This is a genomic window from Pseudomonas sp. MH9.2, assembly GCF_034353875.1.
Classification (GTDB): domain Bacteria; phylum Pseudomonadota; class Gammaproteobacteria; order Pseudomonadales; family Pseudomonadaceae; genus Aquipseudomonas.
In genome coordinates, this window is record NZ_CP133784.1 from 3,719,164 (window position 1) to 3,745,864 (window position 26,701).

General features: G+C 57.2%; 22 protein-coding genes and 1 pseudogene. 18 read left to right on the forward strand and 5 right to left on the reverse strand.

Annotated features, from left to right (window positions below; genetic code table 11):
• Position 1: 1 nt before the first annotated feature.
• From waaC to RHM55_RS17355, 12 genes are all read left to right on the forward strand, one after another.
• Positions 2 to 1,063: a lipopolysaccharide heptosyltransferase I gene (waaC, locus tag RHM55_RS17300; RefSeq protein ID WP_322177527.1), complete on the forward strand. Its 1,062-nt coding sequence runs from the start codon at positions 2 to 4 to the stop codon at positions 1,061 to 1,063.
• A complete protein-coding gene (locus RHM55_RS17305) occupies positions 1,063 to 2,187 on the forward strand; it encodes a glycosyltransferase family 4 protein (protein WP_322177528.1) in 1,125 nt (374 codons plus the stop codon). Before waaC ends, RHM55_RS17305 begins: the two co-directional genes overlap by 1 nt.
• A complete protein-coding gene (gene rfaP / locus RHM55_RS17310; RefSeq protein ID WP_322177529.1) occupies positions 2,184 to 2,990 on the forward strand; it encodes a lipopolysaccharide core heptose(I) kinase RfaP in 807 nt (268 codons plus the stop codon). Before RHM55_RS17305 ends, rfaP begins: the two co-directional genes overlap by 4 nt.
• Before the next feature lie 73 nt (positions 2,991 to 3,063).
• Positions 3,064 to 3,816, forward strand: coding sequence for a lipopolysaccharide kinase InaA family protein (locus RHM55_RS17315; RefSeq protein WP_322177530.1), 753 nt, complete (start codon positions 3,064 to 3,066; stop codon positions 3,814 to 3,816).
• Positions 3,816 to 5,258, forward strand: coding sequence for a lipopolysaccharide kinase InaA family protein (locus RHM55_RS17320; protein WP_322177531.1), 1,443 nt, complete (start codon positions 3,816 to 3,818; stop codon positions 5,256 to 5,258). The genes RHM55_RS17315 and RHM55_RS17320 overlap by 1 nt, the downstream gene beginning before the upstream one ends.
• Before the next feature lie 249 nt (positions 5,259 to 5,507).
• Entirely contained in the window at positions 5,508 to 7,265 is a 1,758-nt protein-coding gene (locus RHM55_RS17325) for a carbamoyltransferase (RefSeq protein WP_322177532.1), read from the forward strand.
• Positions 7,249 to 8,379, forward strand: a complete 1,131-nt coding sequence (locus tag RHM55_RS17330) for a glycosyltransferase (protein WP_322177533.1) — start codon at positions 7,249 to 7,251, stop codon at positions 8,377 to 8,379. The genes RHM55_RS17325 and RHM55_RS17330 overlap by 17 nt, the downstream gene beginning before the upstream one ends.
• Positions 8,379 to 9,275, forward strand: coding sequence for an antimicrobial resistance protein Mig-14 (locus RHM55_RS17335; RefSeq protein WP_322177534.1), 897 nt, complete (start codon positions 8,379 to 8,381; stop codon positions 9,273 to 9,275). Before RHM55_RS17330 ends, RHM55_RS17335 begins: the two co-directional genes overlap by 1 nt.
• Positions 9,272 to 10,696 carry a PIG-L deacetylase family protein gene (locus RHM55_RS17340; protein ID WP_322177535.1) on the forward strand — a complete coding sequence of 475 codons (1,425 nt, stop codon included), beginning with the start codon at positions 9,272 to 9,274 and terminating at the stop codon, positions 10,694 to 10,696. The genes RHM55_RS17335 and RHM55_RS17340 overlap by 4 nt, the downstream gene beginning before the upstream one ends.
• 57 nt (positions 10,697 to 10,753) lie before the next feature.
• A complete protein-coding gene (locus tag RHM55_RS17345) occupies positions 10,754 to 11,638 on the forward strand; it encodes a DUF6625 family protein (protein ID WP_322177536.1) in 885 nt (294 codons plus the stop codon).
• Positions 11,635 to 12,789: a glycosyltransferase gene (locus RHM55_RS17350; protein WP_322177537.1), complete on the forward strand. Its 1,155-nt coding sequence runs from the start codon at positions 11,635 to 11,637 to the stop codon at positions 12,787 to 12,789. The genes RHM55_RS17345 and RHM55_RS17350 overlap by 4 nt, the downstream gene beginning before the upstream one ends.
• A complete protein-coding gene (locus tag RHM55_RS17355; protein ID WP_322177538.1) occupies positions 12,786 to 13,670 on the forward strand; it encodes a glycosyltransferase in 885 nt (294 codons plus the stop codon). Before RHM55_RS17350 ends, RHM55_RS17355 begins: the two co-directional genes overlap by 4 nt.
• Positions 13,671 to 13,959: 289 nt before the next feature.
• Here the strand turns inward: RHM55_RS17355 and RHM55_RS17360 are convergent, their stop codons facing one another.
• Complete coding sequence (locus RHM55_RS17360; protein WP_322177539.1) at positions 13,960 to 15,816, reverse strand: O-antigen ligase family protein; 1,857 nt, start codon at positions 15,814 to 15,816, stop codon at positions 13,960 to 13,962.
• Between the two features lie 156 nt (positions 15,817 to 15,972).
• On the opposite strand from RHM55_RS17360, the gene msbA reads away from it, so the two are divergent.
• From msbA to hldE, 5 genes and pseudogenes are all read left to right on the forward strand, one after another.
• Positions 15,973 to 17,778: a lipid A export permease/ATP-binding protein MsbA gene (msbA, locus tag RHM55_RS17365; protein ID WP_322177540.1), complete on the forward strand. Its 1,806-nt coding sequence runs from the start codon at positions 15,973 to 15,975 to the stop codon at positions 17,776 to 17,778.
• A 649-nt stretch (positions 17,779 to 18,427) separates the two neighbouring features.
• The gene (locus RHM55_RS17370) at positions 18,428 to 19,633 is read left to right on the forward strand and encodes a capsule biosynthesis protein (protein WP_322177541.1); all 1,206 of its coding nucleotides are present in this window, start codon (positions 18,428 to 18,430) and stop codon (positions 19,631 to 19,633) included.
• A gap of 50 nt (positions 19,634 to 19,683) precedes the next feature.
• On the forward strand, positions 19,684 to 20,418 hold the full coding sequence (locus RHM55_RS17375; protein ID WP_322177542.1) for a glycosyltransferase family 25 protein: 735 nt from the start codon (positions 19,684 to 19,686) through the stop codon (positions 20,416 to 20,418).
• A gap of 63 nt (positions 20,419 to 20,481) precedes the next feature.
• Positions 20,482 to 20,694: pseudogene (locus tag RHM55_RS17380) on the forward strand (adenylyl-sulfate kinase); the annotation flags it as partial.
• Positions 20,695 to 20,780: 86 nt separating this feature from the next.
• The gene (hldE, locus tag RHM55_RS17385; RefSeq protein ID WP_322177543.1) at positions 20,781 to 22,202 is read left to right on the forward strand and encodes a bifunctional D-glycero-beta-D-manno-heptose-7-phosphate kinase/D-glycero-beta-D-manno-heptose 1-phosphate adenylyltransferase HldE; all 1,422 of its coding nucleotides are present in this window, start codon (positions 20,781 to 20,783) and stop codon (positions 22,200 to 22,202) included.
• A 126-nt stretch (positions 22,203 to 22,328) separates the two neighbouring features.
• On the opposite strand, the gene RHM55_RS17390 is transcribed toward hldE, so the two are convergent.
• Genes RHM55_RS17390 through RHM55_RS17405 form a run of 4 tightly spaced genes read right to left on the reverse strand, consistent with a single transcriptional unit; the run spans position 22,329 to position 25,710 of the window.
• Positions 22,329 to 23,291 (reverse strand): metal ABC transporter ATPase, encoded by a 963-nt coding sequence (locus RHM55_RS17390; protein WP_322177544.1) that lies wholly within the window; start codon positions 23,289 to 23,291, stop codon positions 22,329 to 22,331.
• A 39-nt stretch (positions 23,292 to 23,330) separates the two neighbouring features.
• Positions 23,331 to 24,140 carry an aldo/keto reductase gene (locus RHM55_RS17395; RefSeq protein ID WP_322177545.1) on the reverse strand — a complete coding sequence of 270 codons (810 nt, stop codon included), beginning with the start codon at positions 24,138 to 24,140 and terminating at the stop codon, positions 23,331 to 23,333.
• Positions 24,137 to 25,327, reverse strand: coding sequence for an NAD(P)/FAD-dependent oxidoreductase (locus RHM55_RS17400; RefSeq protein ID WP_322177546.1), 1,191 nt, complete (start codon positions 25,325 to 25,327; stop codon positions 24,137 to 24,139). The genes RHM55_RS17395 and RHM55_RS17400 overlap by 4 nt, the downstream gene beginning before the upstream one ends.
• A 50-nt stretch (positions 25,328 to 25,377) precedes the next feature.
• The gene (locus RHM55_RS17405; RefSeq protein WP_322177547.1) at positions 25,378 to 25,710 is read right to left on the reverse strand and encodes a multidrug efflux SMR transporter; all 333 of its coding nucleotides are present in this window, start codon (positions 25,708 to 25,710) and stop codon (positions 25,378 to 25,380) included.
• A gap of 93 nt (positions 25,711 to 25,803) precedes the next feature.
• Here RHM55_RS17405 and RHM55_RS17410 point away from each other — a divergent pair, with 93 nt between their 5' ends.
• Complete coding sequence (locus RHM55_RS17410) at positions 25,804 to 26,688, forward strand: LysR family transcriptional regulator (RefSeq protein WP_322177548.1); 885 nt, start codon at positions 25,804 to 25,806, stop codon at positions 26,686 to 26,688.
• Positions 26,689 to 26,701: the final 13 nt, after the last annotated feature.

The following is a 26,701-nucleotide window of genomic DNA, read 5'->3' on the forward strand; positions in this document are numbered from 1 at the left end:
GTTGCGGGTACTGTTGATCAAAACTTCTTCGCTGGGGGATGTGATTCACACGCTGCCAGCGTTGACCGATGCTGCGCGGGCGTTGCCTGGTATTCAATTCGACTGGGTGGTCGAAGAAGGCTTCGCCGAGATCCCGACCTGGCATCCGGCGGTGGCCGGGGTGATCCCGGTGGCCATCCGGCGCTGGCGCAAGAACCTCTGGCAAACCCTCAAGAATGGCGAGTGGCGGCGCTTTAAGCAGCGCTTGAGCGAGACTGACTACGACTTGGTCATTGATGCTCAAGGGCTGCTGAAAAGTGCGTTGCTGACGCGTTACGTCAACGCGCCGGTGGTGGGCCTTGATCGGCAATCGGCGCGTGAGCCGTTGGCCAGTCGTTTTTATGACCGACCGTATCCAGTGGCGCGCGGGCAACATGCGGTGGAGCGCTTACGCCAGTTGTTCGCTCAAGCGCTGGGCTATCAAGTGCCTGACGGTCTGGGCGATTACGGTCTGGATCGCACGCGTCTGCTGGACGCGCCCGACAGTGAGCCTTTTGTCCTGTTTCTGCACGGCACCACGTGGACGACCAAACACTGGCCGGAGCTCTATTGGCGGCAATTGGCTGAGTTGATGGGCGCACGCGGTCTTCAGGTGCGCCTGCCGTGGGGTAACCCGGCCGAGCTGGCACGTGCCGAGCGCATTGCCGACGGCCTGGATAATGCGGTGGTGCTGCCCAAGCTGAATTTGGCGGGTGTTGCCAAAGTATTGGCTGGCGCTCAAGCGTGTGTCGCGGTGGACACCGGTCTCGGTCATTTGGCTGCCGCGCTGGACGTGCCAACTCTGTCGCTGTTCGGCCCGACCAACCCTGGCCTGACGGGTGCATATGGCAAGTCGCAAGTGCACATTGCCAGCGACTTTCCATGTGCCCCGTGCCTGCAAAAGAAATGCACCTATCGCCCGACGGCTGAAGATCAGCGTCGGTTCGATCTAAAACGCGAGTGGCCATTGTGCTTCACTCGCTTGAATCCCGAGCGAGTAGCGAGCCAATTGGGCGCGCTGTTGCTGGCAAAGGAACCAAGCTGATGCAACTGGCTTTTGTGCTTTATAAATATTTCCCGTTCGGCGGCCTGCAACGCGACTTCATGCGTATTGCCCTGGAATGCCAGCAGCGCGGGCATCAAATCCGCGTCTACACCTTGATTTGGGAAGGCGACGTGCCGCCCGGCTTTGAAGTGCTGGTGGCGCCGGTCAAGGCAATGTTCAACCATCGCCGTAACGAAAAGCTCAGCGCGTGGATGGAAGCGGATCTGGCCAAGCGTCCGGTGGACCGTCTGATCGGCTTCAATAAAATGCCCGGTCTGGACGTGTACTACGCTGCTGATGGGTGCTTTGAAGACAAGGCGCAAAACCTGCGTAACGCGTTATACCGTCGCTGGGGACGCTATCGTCACTTCGCCGAGTATGAGCGAGCGGTGTTCGCCAAAGATGCGAAAACCGAAGTGTTGATGATTTCCGAAGTGCAGCAACCGTTGTTTATCAAGCACTACGACACGCCGCTGGAACGCTTCCACCTGTTACCGCCGGGCATTGCCCTGGATCGCCGTGCACCGGCCGATGCGCCGCAGATTCGCGCCGAGTTCCGGCGCGAGTTTGGCCTCGCGGACGACGACTTGCTGGTGGTGCAGATTGGCTCCGGGTTCAAGACCAAAGGTGTTGATCGCAGTCTGAAAGCGCTGGCCGGCTTGCCGTCAGCGCTGAAGAAGCGCACCCGGTTGTTTGTGATTGGCCAGGACGACCCCAAGGTATTCCAGCTGCAAAGCGCCACGCTGGGGCTGGGCGAACATGTGCAGTTCCTCAAGGGGCGTAGCGATATTCCGCGTTTTCTGCTGGGTGCTGACTTGTTGATTCACCCTGCCTACAACGAAAACACCGGCACGGTTCTGCTTGAAGCGCTGGTGGCTGGCTTACCGGTGCTGGTCAGTGCAGTGTGCGGTTATGCGCATTACATCGCCGAAGCCGATTGCGGCCGGGTGCTGGACGAGCCTTTCGAGCAGGCGCAACTCAACGACTACCTGGCAACCATGCTCAAGGATGACGCTGCACGCACGGCCTGGAGCCGTCATGGCCTGGCCTTCGCCGATACGGCGGACCTCTATAGCATGCCGCAGCATGCGGCCGATGTGATTCTGGCGGAGCACCACGGATGAAATTGATCCTTGCTGAGCCGTTCAAAAGCCTCTGGGATGGGCGCGATGCGTTCGCCGAAGTCGAGCGTTTGGACGGTCAGGTTTATCGCGAACTCGAAGGTCGGCGCACATTGCGCACTGAGGTCGAGGGGCGCGGGTATTTCGTCAAGATTCACCGGGGTATCGGCTGGGGCGAAGTGGTCAAAAACCTGATGACCGCCAAATTGCCAGTACTGGGCGCCGGTCAGGAGTGGAAGGCGATCAATCGCCTGCATGAAATCGGTGTGCCCACCATGACCGCCGTTGCCTATGGCGAGCGCGGCAGCAATCCGGCCGCGCAGCACTCATTCATCGTCACCGAAGAATTGGCGCCGACCGTCAGCCTGGAAGATTTCAGCATCCATTGGCGTCAGCAACCGCCGCAGCCAAGGCTCAAGCGCGCATTGATCGCCGAGGTCGCGCGCATGACCGGCATGATGCACCGCGCCGGGGTCAATCATCGTGACTGCTACATCTGTCACTTTCTGTTGCATACCGACAAGCCGGTGACGGCCGATGACTTCAAACTGTCGTTGATCGACCTGCACCGCGCTCAGACACGCAAGACGATTAGCATGCGATGGCGTAACAAGGACTTGGCCGCGCTGTATTTTTCGGCGCTGGATATTGGCCTGACCCAGCGAGACAAATTGCGCTTCCTGCGCGGCTACTTCCAGCAGCCGTTGAGGCAGATCCTGGCAGAGGAAGCCGCGTTGCTCCGTTGGCTGGAAAGCAAGGCCAACAAGCTGTACGCACGCAAAGTACGCTACGGGGATGCGCTCTGATGGGGGGGCTGTAAGTTGAGCCGGCTGGACAAAAAAGCATCTGCTTTATACTCGGTTTTTTCGAGGCGCGCGGATGAGTGACTTCATTGCGGCAACTGATCGGGGGTTGCTTGATCGCCATGGCCTGGCTGATTTCGATGCCTTGTGGGACATGCCACGAGACATCGTCGGCGAGCCTGGCACCCTGGGCTCCGGCTGGAGCCGCGTGGATAGCCTGGAGCTGGAAGCGTCCGGCTTTTACCTGAAGCGCCAGAGCAACTACCTGGTCCGAAGCGCGTATCGACCGTTAGGCGAGCCCTCGTTTGCTCGTGAATTTCGCATGATCAACCGCTACCAGTCATTGGGCATTCCCTCGTTGTATGCGGTGTTCTACGGCGAGCGCAAAGTAAAAGGCGAGCGTCGGGCGATTCTGATGACGCGGGCGCTGGACGGTTGGGTCGATCTGGACGCTCTGTTGCAGCAGTGGTCGACGCTCAATCCCCACCAGCATCTGGCGATCCTTCGGTCCTGTGGGCAGTTGGCGCGCACACTGCATTCTGCCGGGCAGGTTCACGGCTGCTTCTGCCCCAGGCATGTCTTCCTGCGTTCGCGATCTGATGCGTATCAGGCGCAGTTAATAGGTCTGGAGAAAACGCGGCCCGCACTGTTCGGTTGGCGTGACCGTATCAGAGACCTTGAGTCGTTGCTGCGCCAAGCGCCGATATGGAATGAAACCGAGGTGCGTGACTTTTTGGCAACGTACCTGCAAGCGCCAGTCACCAGTACGGTGGTCAATACGTGGTGGCGACGACTGGTCAAACGCCGCAGTCATAAAGAGGTTCTCTGATGCGTTTGTCTGAACTCAAATCCGCTGGGCGTACGCCTGCGCTGCCGATAAACCTGGCACTGTCTGATGCTGCAGGCCCGGCCGAGTTGCAACTGTTGACCTTGCTGCGGGTGTTGCCGGGGCAACGCTATGTCGGCGCCGGTATCTGGCGTGGACGTGTGGTATTGGCAAAGTTGTTGGTCGGACCCAAAGCCGCGCGACATTTTCAGCGCGAGCTGGCGGGCGCTCGACTGCTTGCCGAGCAAGGCATGACCACACCGTTGCTGCTGGCCGATGGCTTGCAAAATGGCGAGGGTGGTTGGTTATTGTTCGAGTATCTGGAGCACGCACATAGCCTCGGTGAAGCCTGGGCTGAAGTTGAAAGCTTGCCAGTCTTGGCTCAAGAGCAGCACGCGGTGCTGGGTGATGCGCTTTCAGCCATCGCCCGCCTGCACAGCAAAGGGCTTTGGCAGGAAGACCTGCACCTGGACAACCTGCTGCGTCACAACGGTCAGTTGTATTTGATTGACGGTGCCGGGATTTGCGCAGAACAGGCTGGCAAGCCGTTGTCGCGAACACGGGTTCTGGAAAATCTCGGGGTATTTTTCGCCCAGTTGCCCAAGACCCTCGAGCCATTTACTGAAGAATTGCTGGTGCATTACCTGTTGAGCAACGGCGAACATGGTTTGCCAATGGAGGCGCTGCAAAAACAGATCGATAAGGTTCGCGTTTGGCGCCTGAAGGACTTCCTCAGCAAGGTCGGCCGCGATTGCAGTCTGTTCAGCGTCAAAGACAGCGCCTTTGGCCTGCGCGCAATTCGGCGCGAAGAAGAGGCCGCGATGACGCCGGTACTGGCCCAGGCCGACCAGTTGCTTGATCACGGTCATCTTTACAAGACTGGTGGCGCGGCCAGCGTCGGGCGTGTGGATGTGGCGGGTCGATCACTGGTGATCAAACGCTACAACATCAAGAGTTTTGCTCATTGGCTCAAGCGTTTCTGGCGTCCGAGTCGCGCTTGGCACTCCTGGCGTGAAGGCAATCGGCTGGCGTTCCTCGGTATCGCGACGCCCAAACCACTGGCGTTGCTGGAGCAGCGATTCTTCTGGCTGCGGCGCAAGGCTTACCTGGTGACCGAGTTCTTGCCGGGGCCGGACATCATTGAGCGGTTCGCGCCTTATGTAGCGACAGGCAATGCGCCGGAAGTTGAGTTGCAGGCGCTGGATCAGTTGTTCGGCCAGTTGTTGCGCGAACGCATCAGCCATGGCGATCTGAAAGGGCACAACGTGTTCTGGCATCAGGATCGCTGGACGCTGATCGACCTTGATGCGATGTGCCAGCACACTTCAGCTGCATCCTTCGCCAAGGCGTTCGAGCGAGACCGTGCACGGTTTATGCGTAACTGGCCTGCCGACAGTGTGCTGCGTCAGTCACTGGAACAGCGCTTGCCCAAAATCGCCGAATAAGTGCGTGCCTCTTTTGTTCGCCGGGGCTTGAGCCGCAACGTAGTCTGCGCGGGTCAGGTGTCTGGCGGCCCCTTCTGCCCGCGCTGACAGGTCCATGATCATCCTTGACCGTGTGCTGTGAGCCACCCGACCACACGTAGCCTCATTGCGCTATAATCCCGCCCTTTAGCTGTTCCTCGCGCCTTTTGCGAGAGCACATTTTTCTCAGGCGCCTACCGCCTGCATGCAGACTAAAGAGGCTAGACCCCTGTGGCATTGACGATTCTTGGCCTGTCCGGCGCCCTTAGCCATGATCCTTCCGCAGCCCTGTATATCGACGGCAAGCTAATTGCGGCCGCTGAAGAAGAGCGCTTCGTTCGCGATAAGCACGCAAAGAACCGCATGCCCTACGAGTCGGCGAAGTTCTGTCTGGAGCAAGCGGGTATCAAGCCTTCGGACGTTGACGTGGTGGCGATTCCTTTCGCCCCTATCAGCCTGTTCGGCAAGGCGCGTTGGCACTATGCCAAGCGCTACTGGTACGCACCTGATCGCGCCCTTGATGCGCTGCTGATGGGCAACCGCCGCTACAAACGCTATCGCAACAAAATCGTCTTCTGCCTGGAGCAGTTGGGCTTCGATCCGAAGAAAATCAAGATCGAGCCTGTCGAACACCACTTGGCCCACGCCTCTAGCGCTTACCACTGCTCCGGTTTTCAAGAGAAAACCGCGATCATGGGCATCGATGGCAAGGGTGAGTACGCCACGACGTTCTTCGGCTATGGCGAAAACGGCAAGATCCACAAGATCAAAGAGTTCTTCGACCCGGACTCCCTCGGCGGCCTATACGGCGCGATCACCGAATTCCTCGGCTTCGAAATGCTCGACGGTGAATTCAAGGTCATGGGCATGGCGCCGTATGGCGATGCCAGCAAATACGATTTCTCACGTCTGGCGACGTTCGAAAATGGTGAGTTGGTCATCAACACCGACTACGCCAACGTGATCGGCCTGCGTCGCTATAAAGAGAAGGGCAAAGGTTTCTACTTCTCGCCTAAGCTCATCGAGTGGCTGGGTCCCAAGCGCGAAGGCGACATAGCGGACGAGCCCTACATCCACTACGCCGCAAGTATGCAAGCGCTGTTCGAGAAACTGTCGCTGCAAATGATGGACTTCTACCTGGGCGATATCCTCAAGGAGACCGGCAAGCTGGCCTTCGCAGGCGGTTGTGCACTGAACGTCAAACTGAACCAGAAGATCATCGCACGTCCGGAAGTCAAAGAGCTGTTTGTGCAACCTGCCTCCGGCGATGCCGGGACCGCTGTGGGCGCTGCGGCTTATGTGTCTCACGCGCGCGGGGTACCCGTGGAGAAGATGGAACACGTCTATCTCGGCCCGTCGTACAGCAACGAAGACGTGATCGCCGCTTGCGCTCGCCACCCGAGCAAACCGGTCTGGCGCAAGATCGACAACACTCCACAGCGCATCGCCAAAATCATGGTCGAAGGTAACCCAGTCGCCTGGTTCCAGGGTCGGATGGAATTCGGTCCGCGAGCCTTGGGCGGTCGTTCGATCATTGGTTGCCCGAGCATTGCTGGCGTGGCCAACCGTATCAACGAGCAAATCAAGTTCCGTGAACGCTGGAGGCCTTTCTGCCCGTCGATGCTCGATACCGTTGGCCCACAGATGATCAAGGTCGATCACCCGGCTCCTTTTATGACCTTCACCTTTGAAGTGTCGGACGAGTGGAAGAGCCGTGTGCCGGAAGTGGTCCATGAAGATGGAACCTCCCGCGCACAGGTGCTGGAGCGCAAATACAACCCGCGCTACTACGACATGATGAAGGCGCTGGAAGAACTGACCGGCAACGGCGTGTCGTTGAACACCTCGCTCAACCGTCGTGGCGAACCGATGATCTGCTCGCCGACGGACGCCTTGAATATGTTCTTTGGCTCCGATCTGGAGTACTTGATCATGGAAGATATCCTGGTGCTCAAAGACGGCGTGGATGCTTATGACACTTTCGGCTGAACGCCATGTGCTGCAGTTTTGTCACGGCTATGACGGGCCGTTTCTCGACTGCGCCCGGCAATACGCCAGCCTGTTTGCGGGAACGGGGTATCGGGTGACCACGGTCTTTCTGACAGGCGTGGCCGATGCCGATGTCGCTGCCGACTGTGCTTCGGACGAAGTGCTGTTCATGGAGTACAGTTCCAAAGCCATCCGGGGGCTGAAACTGGGGGCGATATGCGACTTGCGCAAAATCGCCCGGTCCCGAAACTTCAGTTTCTGTATTGCCCATCGTTTCAAGCCTATTTACGTCGCGTTGCTGGCCACCACTTTGCCGGTGATCGGCGTACATCATGCGTTTGGTGATTATGCGCGCCGCAGTCGCAAGCTGTTCGCGCACCTGTTGCGCAAACGTTTGAGCCTGCTTGGCGTTTCCGATGCGGTGCGTGATGACATGCGCCAATGCCTGCCGACATGGCCGAACGGGCGTATTCGTACGTTGTACAACCGTGTTGATATCGATGCGCTGCAAGCCAGTCAATTATCCAAAGCCCAGTCGCGTGATGTGCTGGGTCTGCCTGCCGATGGCTGGATTGTCGGTAACGTGGGCCGACTTCATCCCGATAAGGACCAGGCCACTCTACTGCGAGGGTTTGCTACGGCCTTGCCCTCTTTGCCAAAAAACAGCTATTTAGTGATTGTGGGTGTCGGTCGTCTTGAGCAGGCGCTTAAACAACTGGCAGAGGAACTTGGGGTAAGTGATCGAGTTCTGTTTCTGGGGCAGATCCCAGAGGCGCGCCGTTATTTTCGTGCGTTTGATGTCTTTGCTTTGAGTTCTGATCATGAGCCGTTCGGCATGGTACTGCTCGAAGCCATGGCTGCCGGTGTCCCTCTGTTGGCTACGGCGTGTGGCGGGGCCAAGGAAGTGGTCGAGGGCGTGGGTATTTTGTTTGCGCAAGGTAGTGCCGAGCAGTTGGCCCAAGGGCTTGAACACCTTGCCGCGCTTAATGATGAACAGCGTCAGGACTGTGCTCGTTTGATGCTTGAGCGCCTTCGTGAGCGTTTCTCTGACCAGGCGGTACGTGACGCATTCTGGCGTTTGCCACAGGTGACTGACCTGACTGCGGAGGTTTGATGCTCAACCGATTTCAAGGCTGGCGTGAGCGCGGTTGGTCGGCAGTTGATGCGTGTACCTATGCCGCCGCCTGGCAGCAGTTTGGCGGCAGTGTGGCGACTCATCCGTTGGTGGTCGAGCGCTTGGCGCACCTGGCGCAGATTCCGGTTCGGTACCTGGCCTGGGAGCAAAAGGGTGAGTTGAAGGCATCTATTGCGACTTGGGGCCGCGATTTGGCGCTGTCCAAGGATGTGCTTAAGCGTTGTGGCAAGAAAGGCCTGTTCGACCTGGGTAATGCCGAGTTGATTTTGCCTGTGGCGGCGGATGCACAGGTTGCTTTGCGCCACCGTGGCCGTTATTTGTCGTCATTGCATGACGGGCAGATCACCACTCTGCAACCGCAGGCTGAACAGTTGGCGATGGCGCGTACCCCTGAAACGTTATCGAAGAAGTTTCGCTATAACCAGCGACGCGAGTTACGGTTGCTGGAGGAGGCAGGCGGTGTGGTGCGGCCCGTCAGCGAGTTTGGCAGTCGGGAGTTGGCGGCGATTTACTGCGACCTGTTTCAGCGGCGCTGGGGCTTCCCTGCGACGGGTGCCGAGCGCATGGCCGAGGTCGTCGAGCTATTGCGCGAACTGCTGATCGGGTCGGTTATTTTCCTCAATGATGCTCCTATCGCCATTCAACTGGTGTATAGGGTTGAGGCGCCGCAGTGGGTCAGTGTGGAGTACATCAACGGCGGCGTAGACCCCGAGACACGTGAGTTCAGTCCGGGGAGCGTGTTGAGCTTTCTTAATACCCAAAGTGCCTGGGAGCATGCCAGGACCTTGGGGAAGCCCTTGCGCTTTTCGTTTGGTCGAGCGGATCGAGAATATAAAGAGCGTTGGTGCAACCCTGTGCCGGTATTCAAGGTATGAGTCAGGACGTCAGTCGAAAGCAGCAGTTGCTCAAGCGTCATCGGCGGCATAAACGCATTGTTTTATTGGTGGGGCTTGTGCTGTTAGGGGCCCTTGGGGTCCTGGTTGCCTGGTGGTTGCCGCTCCTGCTCGGTGTGCTGGTGTGGATTGCCCATGAGGCTTGGTTCGCCGACCATCTGTTCTATTCGCCCAAGGATGATTATCAGTACACCTTCCCATCGGACAGTCGTGTGCTTGAGGTTCGCCTTGAGGGACAGCACTTGTTGATGGACACGCCGCTGGATCCCGCCGCCGATCAAACGCTGGTGCTGGCGTTGCAGGTCAAGAGTACGTGGCTGGGGCGTTTCTTTGATCCTGTGGTGATGGTGCTCGATGGTGATCAACAGGACCGTCAGACATTTGAGCGCGGGGTCAACGGCTTGCGTTATCTGAACCTCAGTACGGTTGCACAACCCTTGGCGCGTGGTGAGGTGCGCTTGCGAGGCCGTTTCTGTCGCCTGAAGGGGCCGCCGAAGTTGTGGTCTTTTCAGTATCCGGATTACAGGCGTCAGCGGGTCATGGTGATTGCTCCCCATGCTGATGATGCCGAATTGGCAGCGTTTGGTTTGTACAGTCAGGCTGATGAGGCTTGGATCGTGACCCTGACGGCAGGTGAAATTGAAGCGCAGCATTACCAGAAAATGGGACTCGACCCTGTTGAAGCGGCTCGAATCAAGGGCCGCTTGCGGGCTTGGGACAGTATTGCGGTGCCGCGTTGGGCTGGCGTGCCGCAGGAACATTGTGTGCAGCTCGGGTATTTCTGCCTACAGCTTCCCGCGATGCAAGCGGCACCCGATAAGCCTGTTGGTTCACGCGAAGCAGCGTTGAGTGATACCCGCTTGTTTCGCCAGTTCAACGCGTTTGTGTTGCCCGGCGACACAGATGGTGCTCCGACTTGGAATAACCTGCTGGCGGATTTGCGAGCGCTCCTTATCCGGGCCCGGCCGCAGGTGATTGTGATGCCCCATCCGACACTGGACCCGCACCCTGACCATATTTGTGCCCAGGCTGCGGTTCTGGAAGCGTTAAAAGGGTTGGAGTGGCAGCCGCAGGCATTGCTCGGTTATGCCAACCACCTCCATGACAATGATCGCTGGCCAATGGGGGATTCGGGAGCCGGTATTGCGCTTGCGCCTGCGTTCGATCCAGATCAGGTTTTGCAGCCTTGTGTTTACTCTCTGACACTGGAGCAGCAGCGGGACAAGGCGATGGCGCTGGGAATGATGCATGATCTGCAAACGGCCGTGCCTTTCAAGCGACGACTACGACGTTTGATACAACGGCTATTGGTCGGCAGGGCATCGTCACCCTACGGGGAGAATGAGTTTTTTCGCAAAGCGGTCAGACGTCACGAGTTGTTCTGGTTTCTGCCACGCAAATAATGAAGCAGCCTAGGGCGGAACATGGCCTAAATAAAAACAATGTACAGTGAGTATTTTGTGAGCAAGCCAAATCCGCGGATTCTTTTTATCATTCCTTACTTTGGCCGTTGGCCGTTCTGGATGCCTTTCTTTCTTGAAAGCTGTCGGCATAACGCAGATATCGACTGGCTACTGTTTAGTGATTGCGGTATTCCAGAGAACCTTCCAGATAATGTCAGGGTTGAAATCATTGATTTTAAGAGCTATTGCCAGTTGGTCTCGGATCGTTTGGGTATTCACTTCTCGCCCGTAGCAGCTTATAAATTGTGCGATATCAAACCAGCCTTGGGTTTTATTCATGCCGATCGCCTTGACGGTTACGACTTTTGGGCATTCGGCGATACTGATCTAGTCTACGGTGATCTGCGGCGCTGCTTTGCGCGAGAGCGTTTGGCTCGCTACGACCTGTTTTCGACCCATGAACGGCGTGTGGCCGGGCATTTGTGTTTGATGCGCAACTCAGTGCGCAGCCGTGAACTATTCATGCGGATTAAAAACTGGCGTAAGCGTTTTGCCGATCAACAGCAGCATGCTTTGGATGAAGGTGCATTCAGTCGTATTTTTCTGTGGCGTAAAAATTTCCCGAGGCCGCTGTTCAATCTGGTGGGGAAATTTAATCCGTGGCGGCGACGCAGTGAATTTACAGAAGCATTCAGTACACCGGGCAGCTGCATCAAGTGGCATGATGGCTCTCATGGTTTCCCCTCTCGCTGGCTATGGCACAAGGGGCAGTTGACCAATGAGCAGGATGGGAGTCGACCTTTCCCGTATTTTCATTTTATGTTTTGGAAGCGGCATGAGTGGTCGAGTTTGCCAGCGCCCGACCCTGAAACGGTAAAACACTTGGCGGCGCAGTCGGCTTGGGTTATTGATGCGTCAGGCTTTCAGCGGGGAGCGGTATGAGTCAGCGCTTAAAAGTGCTGCAGTTGCAGCCGGATTACAACGTTAAGGCTTACGATTTCGCTGATTTGGCGGAACAGATTGTCAAAGCTCTGCCCGCAGATCGCTATGACGTGACGGCGGCGTTTATGCGTGGCAAGCCGGACTCTGGAGGCGCGGTGAGTCGCGCTGACCGCTCAGTGTATTTTGAGTTTCCCGAAAAATCGCTCAAGGGCTTGCGCCTGCGCGCTATGTGGCGGCTTTTTTGGTTTTGCCGCAAAGAACAGTTCGATGTGGTGATCTGTAATCGCTTCAAACCGGTCAATATGATGCTCCAGCTTAATCGTTGGCTGAAGATCCCTTTGTGTATCGGCATTTCCCATGGGTTTGGCGAGTACGATCGATTTTATCGCCGGCGCCAAGCTCAGGGCCGGATTGATAAGCACTGGCGGTTTGTCGGCGTCTCCCCGGCAGTCAAGCAGTACCTGATTGACTGCGACTGTGGCTTTACCGATGAGAATACCTACGCCATCACCAATGCTATCGACATTGAGCAAGCTGAAGGCCTGCAGTACGCTCGTGAGCAGGCTCGGCAGTTGCTGGGGCTTGATCCCTCCGTACGGCTGGTTGGCGCATTGGGGAGGCTGGTGCCGGTCAAGGGGCACACGTACCTCTTGCAGGCTTTTGCCGCTCTGAAAGACAAGTACCCGAATGCTCAATTGGCAATCATCGGAGCGGGGCGTGAGGAGTCGCGACTGCGTTGTGAAATTGAACAATTGGGGCTGATCGGCCGCGCTCATTTACTGGGTTTTCGCGAAAATGCACTGCAGTACGTCAGGGCTTTCGATATTTGGACCATGCCCTCCCTGGCTGAGGGCTTGGGGTTGGCGCTGCTTGAAGGCATGAGCGGGCATCTGCCGGTTATTGCTTCCAGTGTTCCAGCCATGCTCCCGCTCATTCACGGTGCCGGTGGGCTTGCCGTAGAGCCGGCTAATGTTCCCGCGCTTAAGGCGGCCCTGGATGAGTACTTGAGCCTCTCGGATGAAGTGCTTCAGGCTAAGGGTGAGCAAGCCTATCGTTATTTGCTGGCTCAGCACGATATCGATGTATTTCGTCAGGAGTATCTGGCGTTGATTGAGACAGGTCTGGGCCTGGCGCAGAAGGGGGGTTTGTGACAGGCGATCAACCACGGGTGACGGTGATTATCGCCTCCTATAACCATGGCCCCTATATCGAACAAAGCATCCTGAGCGTCCTGAACCAGACGTACCCGCATATTGAGTTGCTGGTCATCGATGATGGTTCTAAGGATGACAGTGTCGAGCGTATTCGCCGCCTGCAAACCCGCTATGGTTTTGATTTTAGGGTCCAGCAAAACCAGGGTTTGACCCATACCCTCAATGACGCTATCGCGCGTTCAACCGGCAGCTTGATCGCCCCTTTCGGGTCGGATGACATCATGTTGCCGGAGCGTATTGCGACTCAAGTGGCATACATGCAGGACAAGCCGGAAGTCGGTATTTGCGCGGGCAATATCGAATTGATTGATGCTGAGGGCAACCTGTTTCCCGAGAAGCGTCAGCGCCGGGAGGTGCCATTTCGTCGCCTTGATTTCGATGATATGTTCTTGGAGCGAAAGCCCTATCCACCAGCCCCTACGTTATTGATCCGGCGTGAAGCGCTGGAAAAAGTCGGCGGTTTCGACCCTGATATTCGTTTGGAAGACCTGTTGATTGAATTGAAAATCACCCACGCCGGGTATTTTATCGATGGCCTGAGTGTATTGATGGCGCGCTATCGTAAGCACGCTACCAACTCGTATAAAAACCACCGATTCATGATTGATAACATTCTGCGCTCGTATGCGCTATTCAGTGACCATCCGCGTTATGAGGAAGTGCGTTACAAATTCCTCAACTCCATGTTCCTGAAAACATCCAATCGTGACCGCCCACTGGCTCGTGAGCTTTTGGCGCAGTTGCCCTTCAAGGCTTGGACGGGCAAAACCTGGCGCGCACTAGGGCGTTTGTACTTTTCGCGCTTGGAAAAAAACTGAGCGAGTATTCTTACGGGTTGGATTCAGCGGTTTTTGAACAAGCGCATGGCGCGTCCTGAAATCCGAAAGTTACCAAAAACAGAACGTGGCACGGCTCGTTTCAGAGAGCGCTATCCCGGCTATCACATCGGTCGTGGTAGCTGCGGTTTGCCTCAGGTCCACGACTGGCCAGAGGTTGAGTTGCAGAGCGTTTTGAGTAAGCTCTGCAGTTCTGATATGGATGATTTCCTGACGTATACCCGAGAGCGTCGACCGCGCTGCCCCCTCTATTTACGCTGGCCGTGTCGATTCACCCCGCCTTTACTGCAAAAGCCAGCACATGTTTGTGCATGTTATCCACTGCTCGTTTCGGCGCCACTTTACCGTACCCTTGGAGTAGAGCCTGTAATTGCTCTTCAAACAGCCAGCGCCTGTCTTCGGGGTAACGCTGTATATGCCGTAGATTTCGCTGGCGTAGCGACAAATTGAGCGGCGAGGGCAGGATTCGCATGTCGGCCAGGTCGATTAAGCCAAACTCGCCGGTGTCGAGCAGCAGGACATTGCCCAGGTGAACCGAGCGAAAGTAGATGCCTCGGTCATGCAGTTGAGCCAGAAATTTGCCAAAGCGCTCGACCAATGCCTCGCGAACGGCAGGCGCGCCCGTCGACTGCAGAATTTGGCGCAGGGTTTGGCCTGACAGCGGTTGGTAGAGTACGGCACTGCTTCCATCATCCAGTTGATACAACTTGAGGATGTCCGGGCTTGGGATATCCAGGCTGCGCAGGTGCTCACTGTTCGAAGCGAAGCGTTCAGAGTAGGGGGTGAAGTGCCCCGATGTGTACCAGCGCCGAGGGCGGAACAGTTTTAGGAAGTGGCCGTTGCTGAGCCGTAATACTTTGGGTCCCAGCCCATCCTTCTCGACGACATGAGCGCCGTCTGCCAATTGCGTCATAGCGCTGGTGGTTAGAGGCTCGACGTGTATGCCTGGGAGTCGGCCGCTACGCCGGCTGATGTTAAGGGCGGCAATCAGGGCCAGCGGGATAACCAACAGGTACCAGTGTTCTTTAGGGCGACTCAAAATGCCGCCACCTTCTGTCAGCCCTGCACCCATACCGAAAACCAGCCATGTGGAGGCGATGATAAACAATGGGTGCGCCCGTTGCCGCCAAGCGCTCAGCAGTGCCCATGCCTGCATGAACAGCCAGGGTATGAAGCCAATGATGCCGACATAGTAGAGGACGCCAAGTGCAAAACTGTGGGGTTCTTCCAGAAGATAGCCGACCCCGACATCAAGGCTCAGTGACGCGTTTAGACCTTTGCCTATCCAGGGGTGATGGGCAATCTGTTCGAGGGCCAGTTTCCATAATTCGAAACGATAGGACCCTCCCCGAGCGGTAATAATCCCAGAGAACTCAAACACCACAATGGCAGCACAGATGGCCGTGCCGATCAGTACGAATAAGGAGCGGCGATTCCAGCAGACAAAGCAGAGCCACAGTGTTGCAAGGGCCAATGCGACCAGCGGAGTTCGGGAGCCCGTCGCCATCACCGCCGTGAACATTACGATCAATGCGGGAATGCTTAGCCAAAGTACCGCTCGTCGCTTACAGGTCATGCTCAGGCTCAGCCAATAAATGCAGAAAAAGCCAAAGACGTGGGAACTCAGCAGTGGATTGTCGAAAGCGCCGGCTCCGATCATCCGTAGGTCGGGAGAGTAGGCTTTGGCGAACGCATACAAATTGAAGAGTGAGGCAATCAGCGCAACCACGGCGGCCCCAAAAAACAAGGGTTGCAGGTATTCGCTACGGTAGCGCACCAGTAATACGCAGCCGATGAACAGCATGAGCGTGTGCAGTGGCGGCTTTATCAGTCCTCCGATGCTTTCGTCGAGGGGGCTCCAGAATAGGCTGATCAGTGACCAGGCTAAAAAGGCCAGAAAGCTCAAAATGAGAGGCTCGTGTAGCAGGTCACGCAGTTCTCGGGGGCGCAGGCAAATGGCGATCAGCGTTGGAATGCTGAACAGTGCGTAATAAAGCTTGTGATGCTGCGGACGTCCGGGAAGAAAAAACAGGTCGCATAGCAATAGGAAAAAGCCGATGGGAATGATCCACAGGCAAATAAACTCGAAGGCTCGATTGGAGGCATGACGCAGACCGCTGTAGTGCATACGAGAAGCTCGCTCCAGAAGGTGATTAGCTATCATAAGTTGATGGCAATTTGATGTTGTTGCGTGGGCTGAGCAGGCTTGTATTCTAAACCGCTGCCAGTACATCAGAGAAGCTGTGCTAAAGTCAGCCTCCTTTTTCAATTACCGCCGCGTGATATGACCGAATCCAGTCCCTCCGGTAGCCCTTCGAGCATGAAGATCTACTTCCGCTTGCTCGGCTACGTCCGACCCTATGCCGGGATTTTTCTGATTAGCATTGTCGGGTTTGTGATTTTTGCTTCGACGCAGCCAATGCTGGGGTACATCCTAAAGTACTTTGTTGATGGTCTGTCCAACCCGGAAGCCGTGTTGTTCCCCAGTGTTCCTTACCTGCGCGATTTGCAGCTGCTGCAGGCTGTGCCATTGTTGATTGTCCTGATCGCGGCCTGGCAGGGGTTGGGATCCTATCTGGGTAACTACTTTCTGGCAAAGGTATCGCTAGGGCTGGTCCATGACCTGCGAATGGAGTTGTTCAATAACTTGCTGGTCTTGCCGAATCGTTATTTCGACCAGAATAACTCGGGGCATCTGATCTCGCGTATCACCTTTAACGTCACCATGGTCACCGGGGCGGCAACGGATGCGATCAAGGTCGTAATCCGTGAGGGAATGAGCGTTGTCTTCCTGTTTGCCTCGCTGCTTTTTATGAACTGGCGTTTGACGCTGGTGATGATTGCCATTCTTCCAATGATTGCATTCATGGTCGGTACGGCCAGTAAAAAGTTTCGCAAGCAAAGCAAGAAAATACAGGCCGCGATGGGCGACGTCACCCATGTGGCGTCTGAAACTATCCAGGGTTATCGCGTGGTCCGCAGCTTTGGCGGCGAGGCCTACGAGAAACAGCGGTTTCTCAACGCGAGCGAAAGCAATACCAACCGGCAATTACGCATGACTCGCACCGGGGCTATTTACACCCCGATGTTGCAGTTGGTGATTTACACGGCCATGGCGGTCTTGATGTTCCTGGTGCTGTACCTGCGTGGTGATGCTTCTGCGGGCGATATGATTGCCTACATCACCCTGGCGGGTTTTTTACCCAAGCCGATTCGTCAATTGTCTGAGGTCAGTTCAACCATCCAGAAGGGCGTTGCGGGTGCTGAGAGCATTTTCGAACAGTTGGATGTCGAGCCTGAAATGGACGGCGGTACCCTTGAACGCAGTTCGCTGACAGGGCGGTTGGAGGTGCGGAATCTGAGTTTTACCTATCCGGGAACTGATCGTCTGGTCCTGGATAATATTTCCTTTACCGTTGAATCGGGACAGGTCGTGGCGCTGGTAGGGCGTTCTGGCAGCGGGAAGTCGACGCTGGCCAGCTTGATTCCGCGCTTTTATCACCATACGGACGGTCAAATCCTATTGGACGGTATTGAGGTTGAGCATTACCGCTTGCTCAATCTACGTCGGCACATCGCCCAGGTCACCCAACACGTCACGCTGTTCAGCGATACCGTGGCTAACAACATTGCGTATGGCGATTTAGCAGGCGCGCCGCGTGCGGCCATCGAGAAAGCTGCGGAAGATGCCTATGCCAAGGATTTTATCGAGCAGTTGCCTAAAGGCCTGGACACCTTGGTGGGCGAGAACGGTGTCTTGTTGTCGGGTGGGCAGCGTCAGCGTTTGGCGATTGCTCGGGCACTGTTGAAAAATGCTCCGTTGCTGATTCTTGATGAGGCAACATCTGCTTTGGATACCGAGTCTGAACGGCATATTCAGGCCGCACTGGATCAGGCGATGAAGGGACGCACCACGCTGGTCATTGCTCACCGCCTTTCGACCATTGAGAAAGCCGACCTGATTTTGGTCATGGACAAAGGACAGATTGTCGAGCGAGGCACTCACGCCCAGTTGCTGGCCCAGAATGGCTACTATGCCAGGCTGAACTCAATGGGTTTGGATGAGCCGACGACCTCCGGGATAGCCTGACGCTTGACCAGAGGGTGGGCTCCCGCCCTCTGGCGCATTGTCCTGCGATGTAGAGTGAATCATGTGTTTTGTATCGTGAAGCTTGCGATCTTGATCAACTCTACATACGGACAGTGAGTACGCTTGGTATTGTCTCCAGCCACCAGTTGGTCCACGTCGACGAATACGTCTATTGGCAAAAAGCGCTCCTTGCGGCATTGTCGACTAAAGACTGGCGCTGATTCGTAGCACGTAGGCAGGATTTTAGTGAGGCTCTTGGGTATCATTGGACCGTTAGGTGCCTAAGGGCTTCGAGGGTGTCGTGCTGAAACAGCAACAGCTCCCACGGAAGATGGGCGATTTATTTTTAAACCGTAGCGGTGTTTAGGGAGGGGGATGATAGTTGTCGTTGTTGTTGATGGTCTTTTCCATCTTCCCATCATGTCTCCCGCGTAAGCCTTTATCGCCGCCTCGTCATCGACGCATTCTCAGCCGGGGCGCTGATGTTATCGCCATCTTATCTAATCGACTGTTTTGGGGGCGCCGTGTCGGCCAGTATTCGCTCATCAGTTAGCCTGCGGGACGGAGCCTCCCTGCCTCTCTGTCTTGGGCCTGTCTCTCTATGACTGACGAGATATCCAATAGTTCGTGGGCGGATAAAGCTCGAGCCATGGATCGTTATCGCTGGCGGTTGTTGCGTGAGCGCCATAGCTGGCTTGGCAGCGTGCTTCGATTTGCGCGCGGCGCCCTGAGTGACTGTCTATTTGGCTGGAGAGCGCAGGCCAGGTTGAGTGCTGAAGTCGTGGCTGAGCCCTGTGATTTTCTGTTGCTGCAATCAGCCACCAAGGTCATTGCTTTTCAGCGCAAGAAACTGTTGATCACCGCTTTACGCGATCATCACTACCTTTTGGTTGAAACCGCTCTGCAAGACCAGCCGACAATCCTCGCGCGGCGCCTGCTCAAGCGTCCACCGCAAGCTGTGCCGTTGCGCTATTTTGGCTATGCCGCTTATGCGGAGTGGCTGGTTGCACATCACCAGCCGAGAATTTTGCTCAATGACCGTAATGGCAGCCTGTATGCGCCGTTTTTGCGTTTGGCATTGAACCAGCGGCAATGTTTGTTGGTGCATCTGGCGCACGCCACGACGGTCGAGTCATCCAGCCGTCTGAGTATGAATGACTACGACTACTATTTTATGTTCGGTCACAGTTCTCTGGAGGCTCTGCAGTCACGGCCGCTACGGTTTGGCAACTCCAACGCCGTGTTGTCGGGTTCGCACATGATTGACCTGTCTTACGATTTGCTGCCGGCGACGCCCGAGCGTCGAGTCCTGTTGGTACTCGGTGTGGGGCCGGATAAAGAGAAGGAACCGGGTTACCAGAGAACCTATGCCTTACTTTACGAATGGGTGTCTCAACATCCGGAGTTCCAAGTGTTGATCAAGGCGCACCCTCGCAGTCAGATACCGTTCTGGCAGAAAGCGGCGCTGGACTTGCCCCATGTTCAGGTGTTGCCCCCTGAGTGCAGTTTGGCGGCCGCATTGGATAAGGCCTCTATCGTGATCAATATCATGTCCAACGCTGTCATTGAGGCCGCACTGGCACGACGACCGATTATTTATGTCAATGCCAGTGAACATCACGATATTTTTTCCCAGGAGCGTTTTCTGGGCCGTCGAGTGGCCACGGTTGCGGCATTGTCGGAGCGTATTGTTTGGATTCAGACGCACTATCGGCAGTGCCTTGAAGAGGCTGAGCGTTTTGCCGAGTTTCATTTGGTTAATGGGGCTGGGGCGCTGGACAGAACCGTCAACCTGTTGGTTGACCTATTGAACGCCAAGCCTGTGCCTAGCCAAGTGCTTGATGGCACGGTTTAGTCGCCAATGTGAGTAAATTCATTCGGATGAAGGGTGTGAGTCGCGGTGGTATGAAAAGCATAATTTGGCCGTTTGAGCACGCTTGCGTCATCAATCTCGACAGCCGAAATGATCGCTGGTCACGGCTGCAGAACCACTTACAGGGTTTGGGCTTGGAGGCCGAGCGCTTTTCTGCGGTCTCTCTGCATGAGCTTGGCGATGACCAGCCTTCGCAGTCGCTACGCGAGTTCCTTTTGCGTACTGACGGGCCGAGTGATAAGTCAGAGCATAAGCTGCTGGCCACTTGGGCGTGCATGCGCAGCCATTTGGCGGTGATCGCCAAGGCGAGAGCTAGCGGTTGGCCTTACGTGCTGGTGCTTGAGGATGACTGTGAGTTTGAAACCTTTACTCCGGCGGTTCTGCGGCGCGTACAGGCCCAATTGCAGGGGCGTGATTGGACCCTGCTCTATTTGGGGGGCACCCTGAAGAAGGGCGGCCAGGCCCGCAAAGTCTCACCTAACTTGACGGCCGTGACTCGCGTGCGCCTGGCGCATGCCTATGTGGTCAGGGCTGAGCTTTATGACAGAATTTTGCAGGAGGCTCCCGTTTCTGGCCTGCCACTGGACTGGTATTACTCGGAAATGCTGTTGTCCACGACTCGGGCTTTTATCGTGCAGCCAATCCTGGCTCGACAGAGCTTGATGGTAATGAGTGATATTGAGCAGGTGGTTCGAAAACCGAAGCTTAAGACTCGACAGTGGGTCAGTCGCTTGGCCGCACGGTTGCGTTATGGGGTCTTTGGCTAAAGGCCTGCGCGACGTTCGCTTTGTGCGCACATGCAGGTCGGTTCGTCAGGTTTGCCAAGGTGATTATGCAATGCCTTGGAGATACGGCTCAACGAGCAGGGTGTGCATACCTTTGTGCTCGATGGCGATAACGTGCGCAGTGGCCTGAGCAGTGATTTGGGTGTGTGTGCCAAATCGCGAACGGAAAATATCCGCCGAATGGCGCACTTTGCTCGCCTAATGGTAGATGCTGGCTTGGTGGTGATTGTCTCGGCGACCTCACCTTTGCGCCGGGAGTGGCAACCCCTTCGATACAGTCGACCTAGGGGCTGTTCACCCTGTGTTAATATCGCGCCCCTGTTCATTTTGTATTTGGGTTGCCCATGAAGTTGTCCATGCCGCGTTTCGATCAAGCGCCTGTCTTGGTAGTTGGCGATGTCATGCTCGACCGTTATTGGCATGGCGGTACCTCACGGATTTCACCGGAGGCACCGGTGCCGGTGGTCAAGGTCGAGCAGATAGAGGATCGCCCAGGCGGTGCTGCCAACGTTGCCTTGAATATTGCAGCCCTGGGTGCGCCAGCCTCGCTGGTGGGTGTAACCGGGGAAGATGAGGCGGCCGAAAGTCTGGCCAATAGCCTGAAAGCGGCGGGTGTGACCGCACGTTTTCAGCGCATCGCCCATCAACCGACCATCGTTAAACTGCGGGTCATGAGTCGTCACCAGCAGTTGCTGCGTATCGACTTCGAAGAACCGTTTGCCACCGATGCCTTGGCGCTGAGCGCAGATGTCGAAGACATGCTCGACGGCATCAAAGTGCTGGTGCTGTCCGATTACGGCAAAGGCGCGCTGAAAAACCATCAAGTATTGATTCAGGCTGCGCGTGCTCGGGGTATCCCTGTCCTTGCTGACCCTAAAGGTAAGGATTTTGCGATCTACCGCGGCGTCAGCGTGCTTACGCCGAACCTCAGTGAATTCGAAGTCATTGTCGGCCATTGCTCCGATGAGGCTGAACTGGTCGCCAAGGGCGCGAAGTTGATGAGTGAGCTGGAGCTGGGTGCATTGCTGGTGACCCGTGGCGAACACGGCATGACCCTGTTGCGTCCTGACTGTCCGGCCCTTCATTTGCCGGCGCGTGCTCGTGAAGTGTTTGACGTCACGGGTGCGGGCGATACCGTTATTTCTACCTTGGCGGCGGCGATTGCTGCCGGTGAAGAGCTGCCGCACGCCGTTGCGCTGGCCAATCTGGCCGCCGGCATCGTGGTCGGCAAGCTGGGTACAGCCGCTATCAGCGCGCCGGAGTTGCGTCGTGCGATCCAGCGTGAAGAAGGCTCGGAGCGTGGGGTGTTGAGCCTCGATCAATTGCTCCTGGCAATCGACGATGCGCGTGCGCACAAAGAATCGATCGTCTTCACCAACGGCTGTTTCGATATTCTCCATGCCGGGCATGTGACCTACCTGGAGCAGGCGCGCGCGCAAGGCGATCGGCTGATCGTTGCGGTCAATGATGATTCGTCTGTCAGCCGCCTGAAAGGGCCTGGACGGCCGATTAATAGTGTCGACCGACGCATGGCTGTGCTGGCGGGATTGGGCGCTGTGGATTGGGTGATCAGCTTTCCTGAGGACACCCCGGAAAACCTCCTGTCCCACGTCAAGCCTGACGTGTTGGTCAAGGGCGGGGATTACGGCATCGATCAAGTGGTCGGTGCTGAAATCGTTGAAGCCTATGGTGGCAAGGTGAAGGTGTTGGGGCTGGTTGCCAATAGTTCGACCACCGCTATCGTCGAGAAAATTCGCAGGCAGTGATGGGGGGAGGCGTCAGCCGTGCTGACGCCTCCATCGCGAATAAGACTGCGCGTTCCGATTGCTCCCGCACTGCGACTGCTCCGCAGCCTTCGGCAACTCCTACAGGTGAGACGCCAATCTGTGGGATCACTTGCTCAGGGTGCTTCGGGCAAGGTCGATCAATTGCCGGGCTTTGCTCGTCAGGCGCTTGAGGCCGGTCTTCTTTGGCGCTGGGGTCAAACCCTGTTGCCGGAGCCAATCCTTCCAGCGAATCCGCTCATCACGCACAACCCAACCTTCCTGCGGTGCAAAACTTTCGGCCAGGTACAGGCCGCGGGTGCTGGCCGGTTGCAGCTTGTCGCGCTTGAGGGTGTACAGCTCGGGTTTGGGCAAGCCATTTTCCAGGGGCATCAGGTACAGGTCGGGGCGGCTGCGGTTGAGTCGTGCCACCAACTGATCGTTTTCCAGGCTCTCATCAACGTGAAACAGGCTCATTGGCCGCGCTTCTTTGGGCACTTCCAGACGCATGTCGTAAATCAGCTGCAGAGACGACGTCGGCAGGTGCACGTAAGCACGCGGGCGCTCAATCAGGGGCATGCTCCCGCAGCGCACGGGTCTGGCAGCACCGGACAGCGGGCTTAAACGAAAAGGCAGGGCTTCGCGGTAATGCAGCGCCGAGGCATAGGGCGCAGGCAGCCAGGTGTCATTGAAGCGTCCGCTCAGCCAGCCTTGCGGGGTTTCGATCAAGCACTCTTCAGCGACTTCCTGAATGGCGGTGTGCAGTGGCAGATTCAATTCGTGCGCGGGCACGTAGCCGGAAATCAATTTCAGTACGACATCGCCACGGTCTCGCCGACGCTGTCTGACCAGCACCCAGTAATCGCGGTTCTGCCAGTTCAGGGTCAAGCGCACCGACACCCCGAGGTTGGCCAGCTCCACAGAAAAGCGTTCCACATCGGCCACTTCGATCTTGCGTCGACGTTGCAGGGTCTGGGCGAAATTCAACGGCATCCCGATGCTCTGGTAATTCAGGCCTTCGGGAGTGGCTTCGACAGCGAGCGGCAGGGTTTTAAAGTTGTTGGGGTTTTTTCGAATCAACGTTCGCGGCATGTCGGCTCCTTCTTGCGTTGGGGTCGGCCGCCGCCTGAATCAGGTTTGACGGCGAATCACGGCGGCGGCAGTCGCCACGTTATGGGCCAGGTGCAGCGGATTAATAGTCCCGACAATAGCACTGGCGACACCCGGATGGGCAAACAGCAACTCGAAGCTGGCCTGCACCGGGTCCACGCCGGGGCTCAGGCACACATGACCGCTGGCCAGCGCCTTCTTCACCAGGATGGCTTTGCCATGGCTGGCGGCGTAGTCCAGTACCGGCTTTTCACTTTGTTCGTTGAGATTGTAGGTGACCATCGCGCAATCGCCTTCGCGCAACGCCAGCAGGCCGCCTTCGACAGTTTTTCCGGAAAAACCGTAGCCGCGAATCTTGCCTTGCTGCTTGAGTTCGGCCAGTGCTTGATACACACCGGAATCGTTGAGCACGGCCAAATCATTGCCGTCGGAATGGACCAGCACTAGGTCGATGAAGTCAGTCTCAAGGCGCTTGAGGCTGCGCTCCACCGACAGCCGCGTGTGTTCGGCACTGAAGTCGTGGCGCGATTGGCCGCCCTCGAACTCCTCGCCGACTTTGCTGACAATCACCCATTCTTGACGCTGCCCTCGCAGCAATGGGCCCAGGCGCTCTTCGCTGGTGCCGTAGGCGGGGGCCGTGTCGATCAGGTTGATGCCCAGATCGCGAGCCAGCTTGAGCAGCATCTGTGCTTCTCGATCATCGGGGATCGTGAAACCGTTGGGGTATTTGACCCCTTGATCACGGCCGAGCTTGACGGTGCCCAGTCCCAGTGGCGAAACACGCAGACCGGTACTGCCGAGCGGGCGGTGCAGTTCATGCAGGGTTTTCATGGCAGCAGTTGATCCCAAATCGGTTGGGCCATGGGCGGTTTCGGCAGGCCGACGGCTGGCGACTGCGGTGTCGGATGGACACCGTCGCGGGCCAGTGCGGCCAATACCCGATCAGCAAAGTCAGGGGCCAGCGCCAGCTTGGTCGGCCAGCCCACCATCAGGCGTTGTTGCACGGAAAGATAGGCGTTGTCCGGGCGCACCAGGCCGGACTGCGCCGGTTCGGCCCGATCAATACGCAAGGTCGCCCATTGCGCCTGGCTGAGGTCGACCCACGGCAGCAAGTTGCCGAGTTCTTTTTTGGCCGCAGCGATCTGAGCCTCGGGTTCGCGGGCGACGCCCTCAGCTTCGGCCAGATCCCCTCCCAGGTACCAGACCCATTGGCCATCGGCTGCGGGGTGGGTGGTGACGGTGACCCGAGGTTTCGGCCCGCCGCCCAGGCAATGGGCATACAAGGGCTTCAAGGTCGGTCCTTTGACCAACACCATATGCAGCGGGCGGCGTTGCATAGGGGGATGGGACAGCCCCATGGACTTCAGCAGCTCGGCGTTACCCGCGCCCGCGCTCAAAACCACACGCTGGGCGAGGATCTCGCGGCCATCGACCCGCAGGCCGATCAGATCTTCACCTTCGAACAGGGGTTCGATTTTTGTGCCCGCCAGCAGGCTGTCGCCGGACAGTTCGGCGAGACGCTCGACCAGACTGGGCACGTCGATCACCAGTTCGGCCAGTCGATAGACCTTGCCCTTGAACCCGGGATTCTGCAGCGCCGGAGGCAGGTCATTGCCGGTGACGTGATCGACCCTGCCGCGTACGGCCTTGCTGGCGAAAAAACTGGTGAGGTTGCCGGCGAGGGTGCCGGGTGACCATAAGTAATGCGCTTCGGACAGCAAGCGTACGCCAGACAGGTCCAGCTCGCCTTTGCCCGCGAGCGCATCACGCCAGCGACGCGGCATGTCGGCAATCGCTTCGGAAGCACCGCTCAGTGCGCCGTGCAGCGCATATTTGGCGCCGCCGTGGATGATCCCCTGAGACTTTGTACTTTGCCCGCCGCCGAGGCTGGCGCTTTCCACCAAAACGGTCGAGAACCCTTGACGGCGCAGGCGCGCATTGAGCCAAAGACCGGCAACACCGGCGCCGACGATCAGGACGTCAGTGGTCATAGGGGATGGAGTGAGCGCAGATGGCATGAGCGACCTCGGTGGCTAAACGGATGTCGCCATTATAGGGGATCGCGTTTTCAATGCCCGGCGGTTTTCGAGAACAGTTGAATCACCACCACGCCGAGGACGATCAGGCCCATGCCAAGCATCGCGGGCACGTCGAGTTTCTGCCCGTAAATGAACAGCGCGGCGATGCTTACCATGACGATGCCCATGCCCGCCCAGACCGCATACGCGACCCCCACCGGAATGCTGCGCACTACCAGCGTCAGCATCCAGAACGCAATGGCGTAACCCACGATCACCAGCAGCAATGGCAGTGGCGTGCTGATGCCTTTGACCGCTTTCATCGAGACGGTAGCGATAACTTCTGCGCAGATGGCGATGGCCAGATAGTAGTAGGCGGTCATGACGGGATTCCTCTTCATTAGCCACGCATTCTAGAGATTGCTTGGATGGGGTAAAGTCATTACCTATCTTTCTGAGCGATAGGTTGGTGTGCTTTGCAATGGAACCTCGAGCAAATTCGTTTATTCGTCAGCGTAGCCGAACAGCGCTCGTTTTCGGCCGTGGCGCGTGATCTGCAGCGCGCACAATCGGCGGTCAGCAGTGGTATCGCGCTGTTGGAGGCTGATCTGGGAGTCAGCCTGTTCGACCGCAGCAGTGGCCGTCAGCCACGCTTGACCGAAGCCGGTAGTGCGTTGCTCGAAGAAGCGCGAGAGCTGTTGCGCCAGTGTGAGCGTCTGGACGGTCGGGCACTGGCCTTGATGCGTGGCGAAGAGGCCCGCTTGCGACTGGCGCATGACGAAGCCATGCCTTATCAACCGGTGCTGGACAGCCTGGAGGCGCTGGCTGAACAGTTTCCCGGTCTGGAGGTGCAACTGGCCAGCGGCGCCCAAGGTGATGTGGCGCGCAAACTGGTGGAGCGCCGCGCCGATCTCGGGCTGCTGTTTCATCATGAGCAGATGCCCGAAGCTCTGGAACGCCGGGTGCTGGGCAGCGTCGAAATGGTCACGGTCTGTGCAGTGGGGCATCCATTGGTCAACGCGTCACGGGTCAGTCGTCAGCAGTTGGGGCGCCATCGGCAGCTATTGATCGCGCCTCAGCAAAGCGGCTATCCCGGTGGCGAACCCATCAGTGCACAGGTCTGGCGTGCCGACAGCTTTTACGTGATGGCTGAATTGCTCATGCGTGGCCTCGGCTGGGCCTGGTTGCCCCGGCATGTGGTGCAGTACCCGGCTTACCAGCATCAGATGGTCGAGCTGATCAGCGACTGGACCCCGCCGGCCCTGGTGGTGGAGATGGTCTGGCGCCGTGACGAACCACTTGGTCCGGCGGCCCGGTGGCTGGCCGAATGCTTTGCCCGGCATTTGCAGGCGATTGGCTGATAAACTCCGCCGC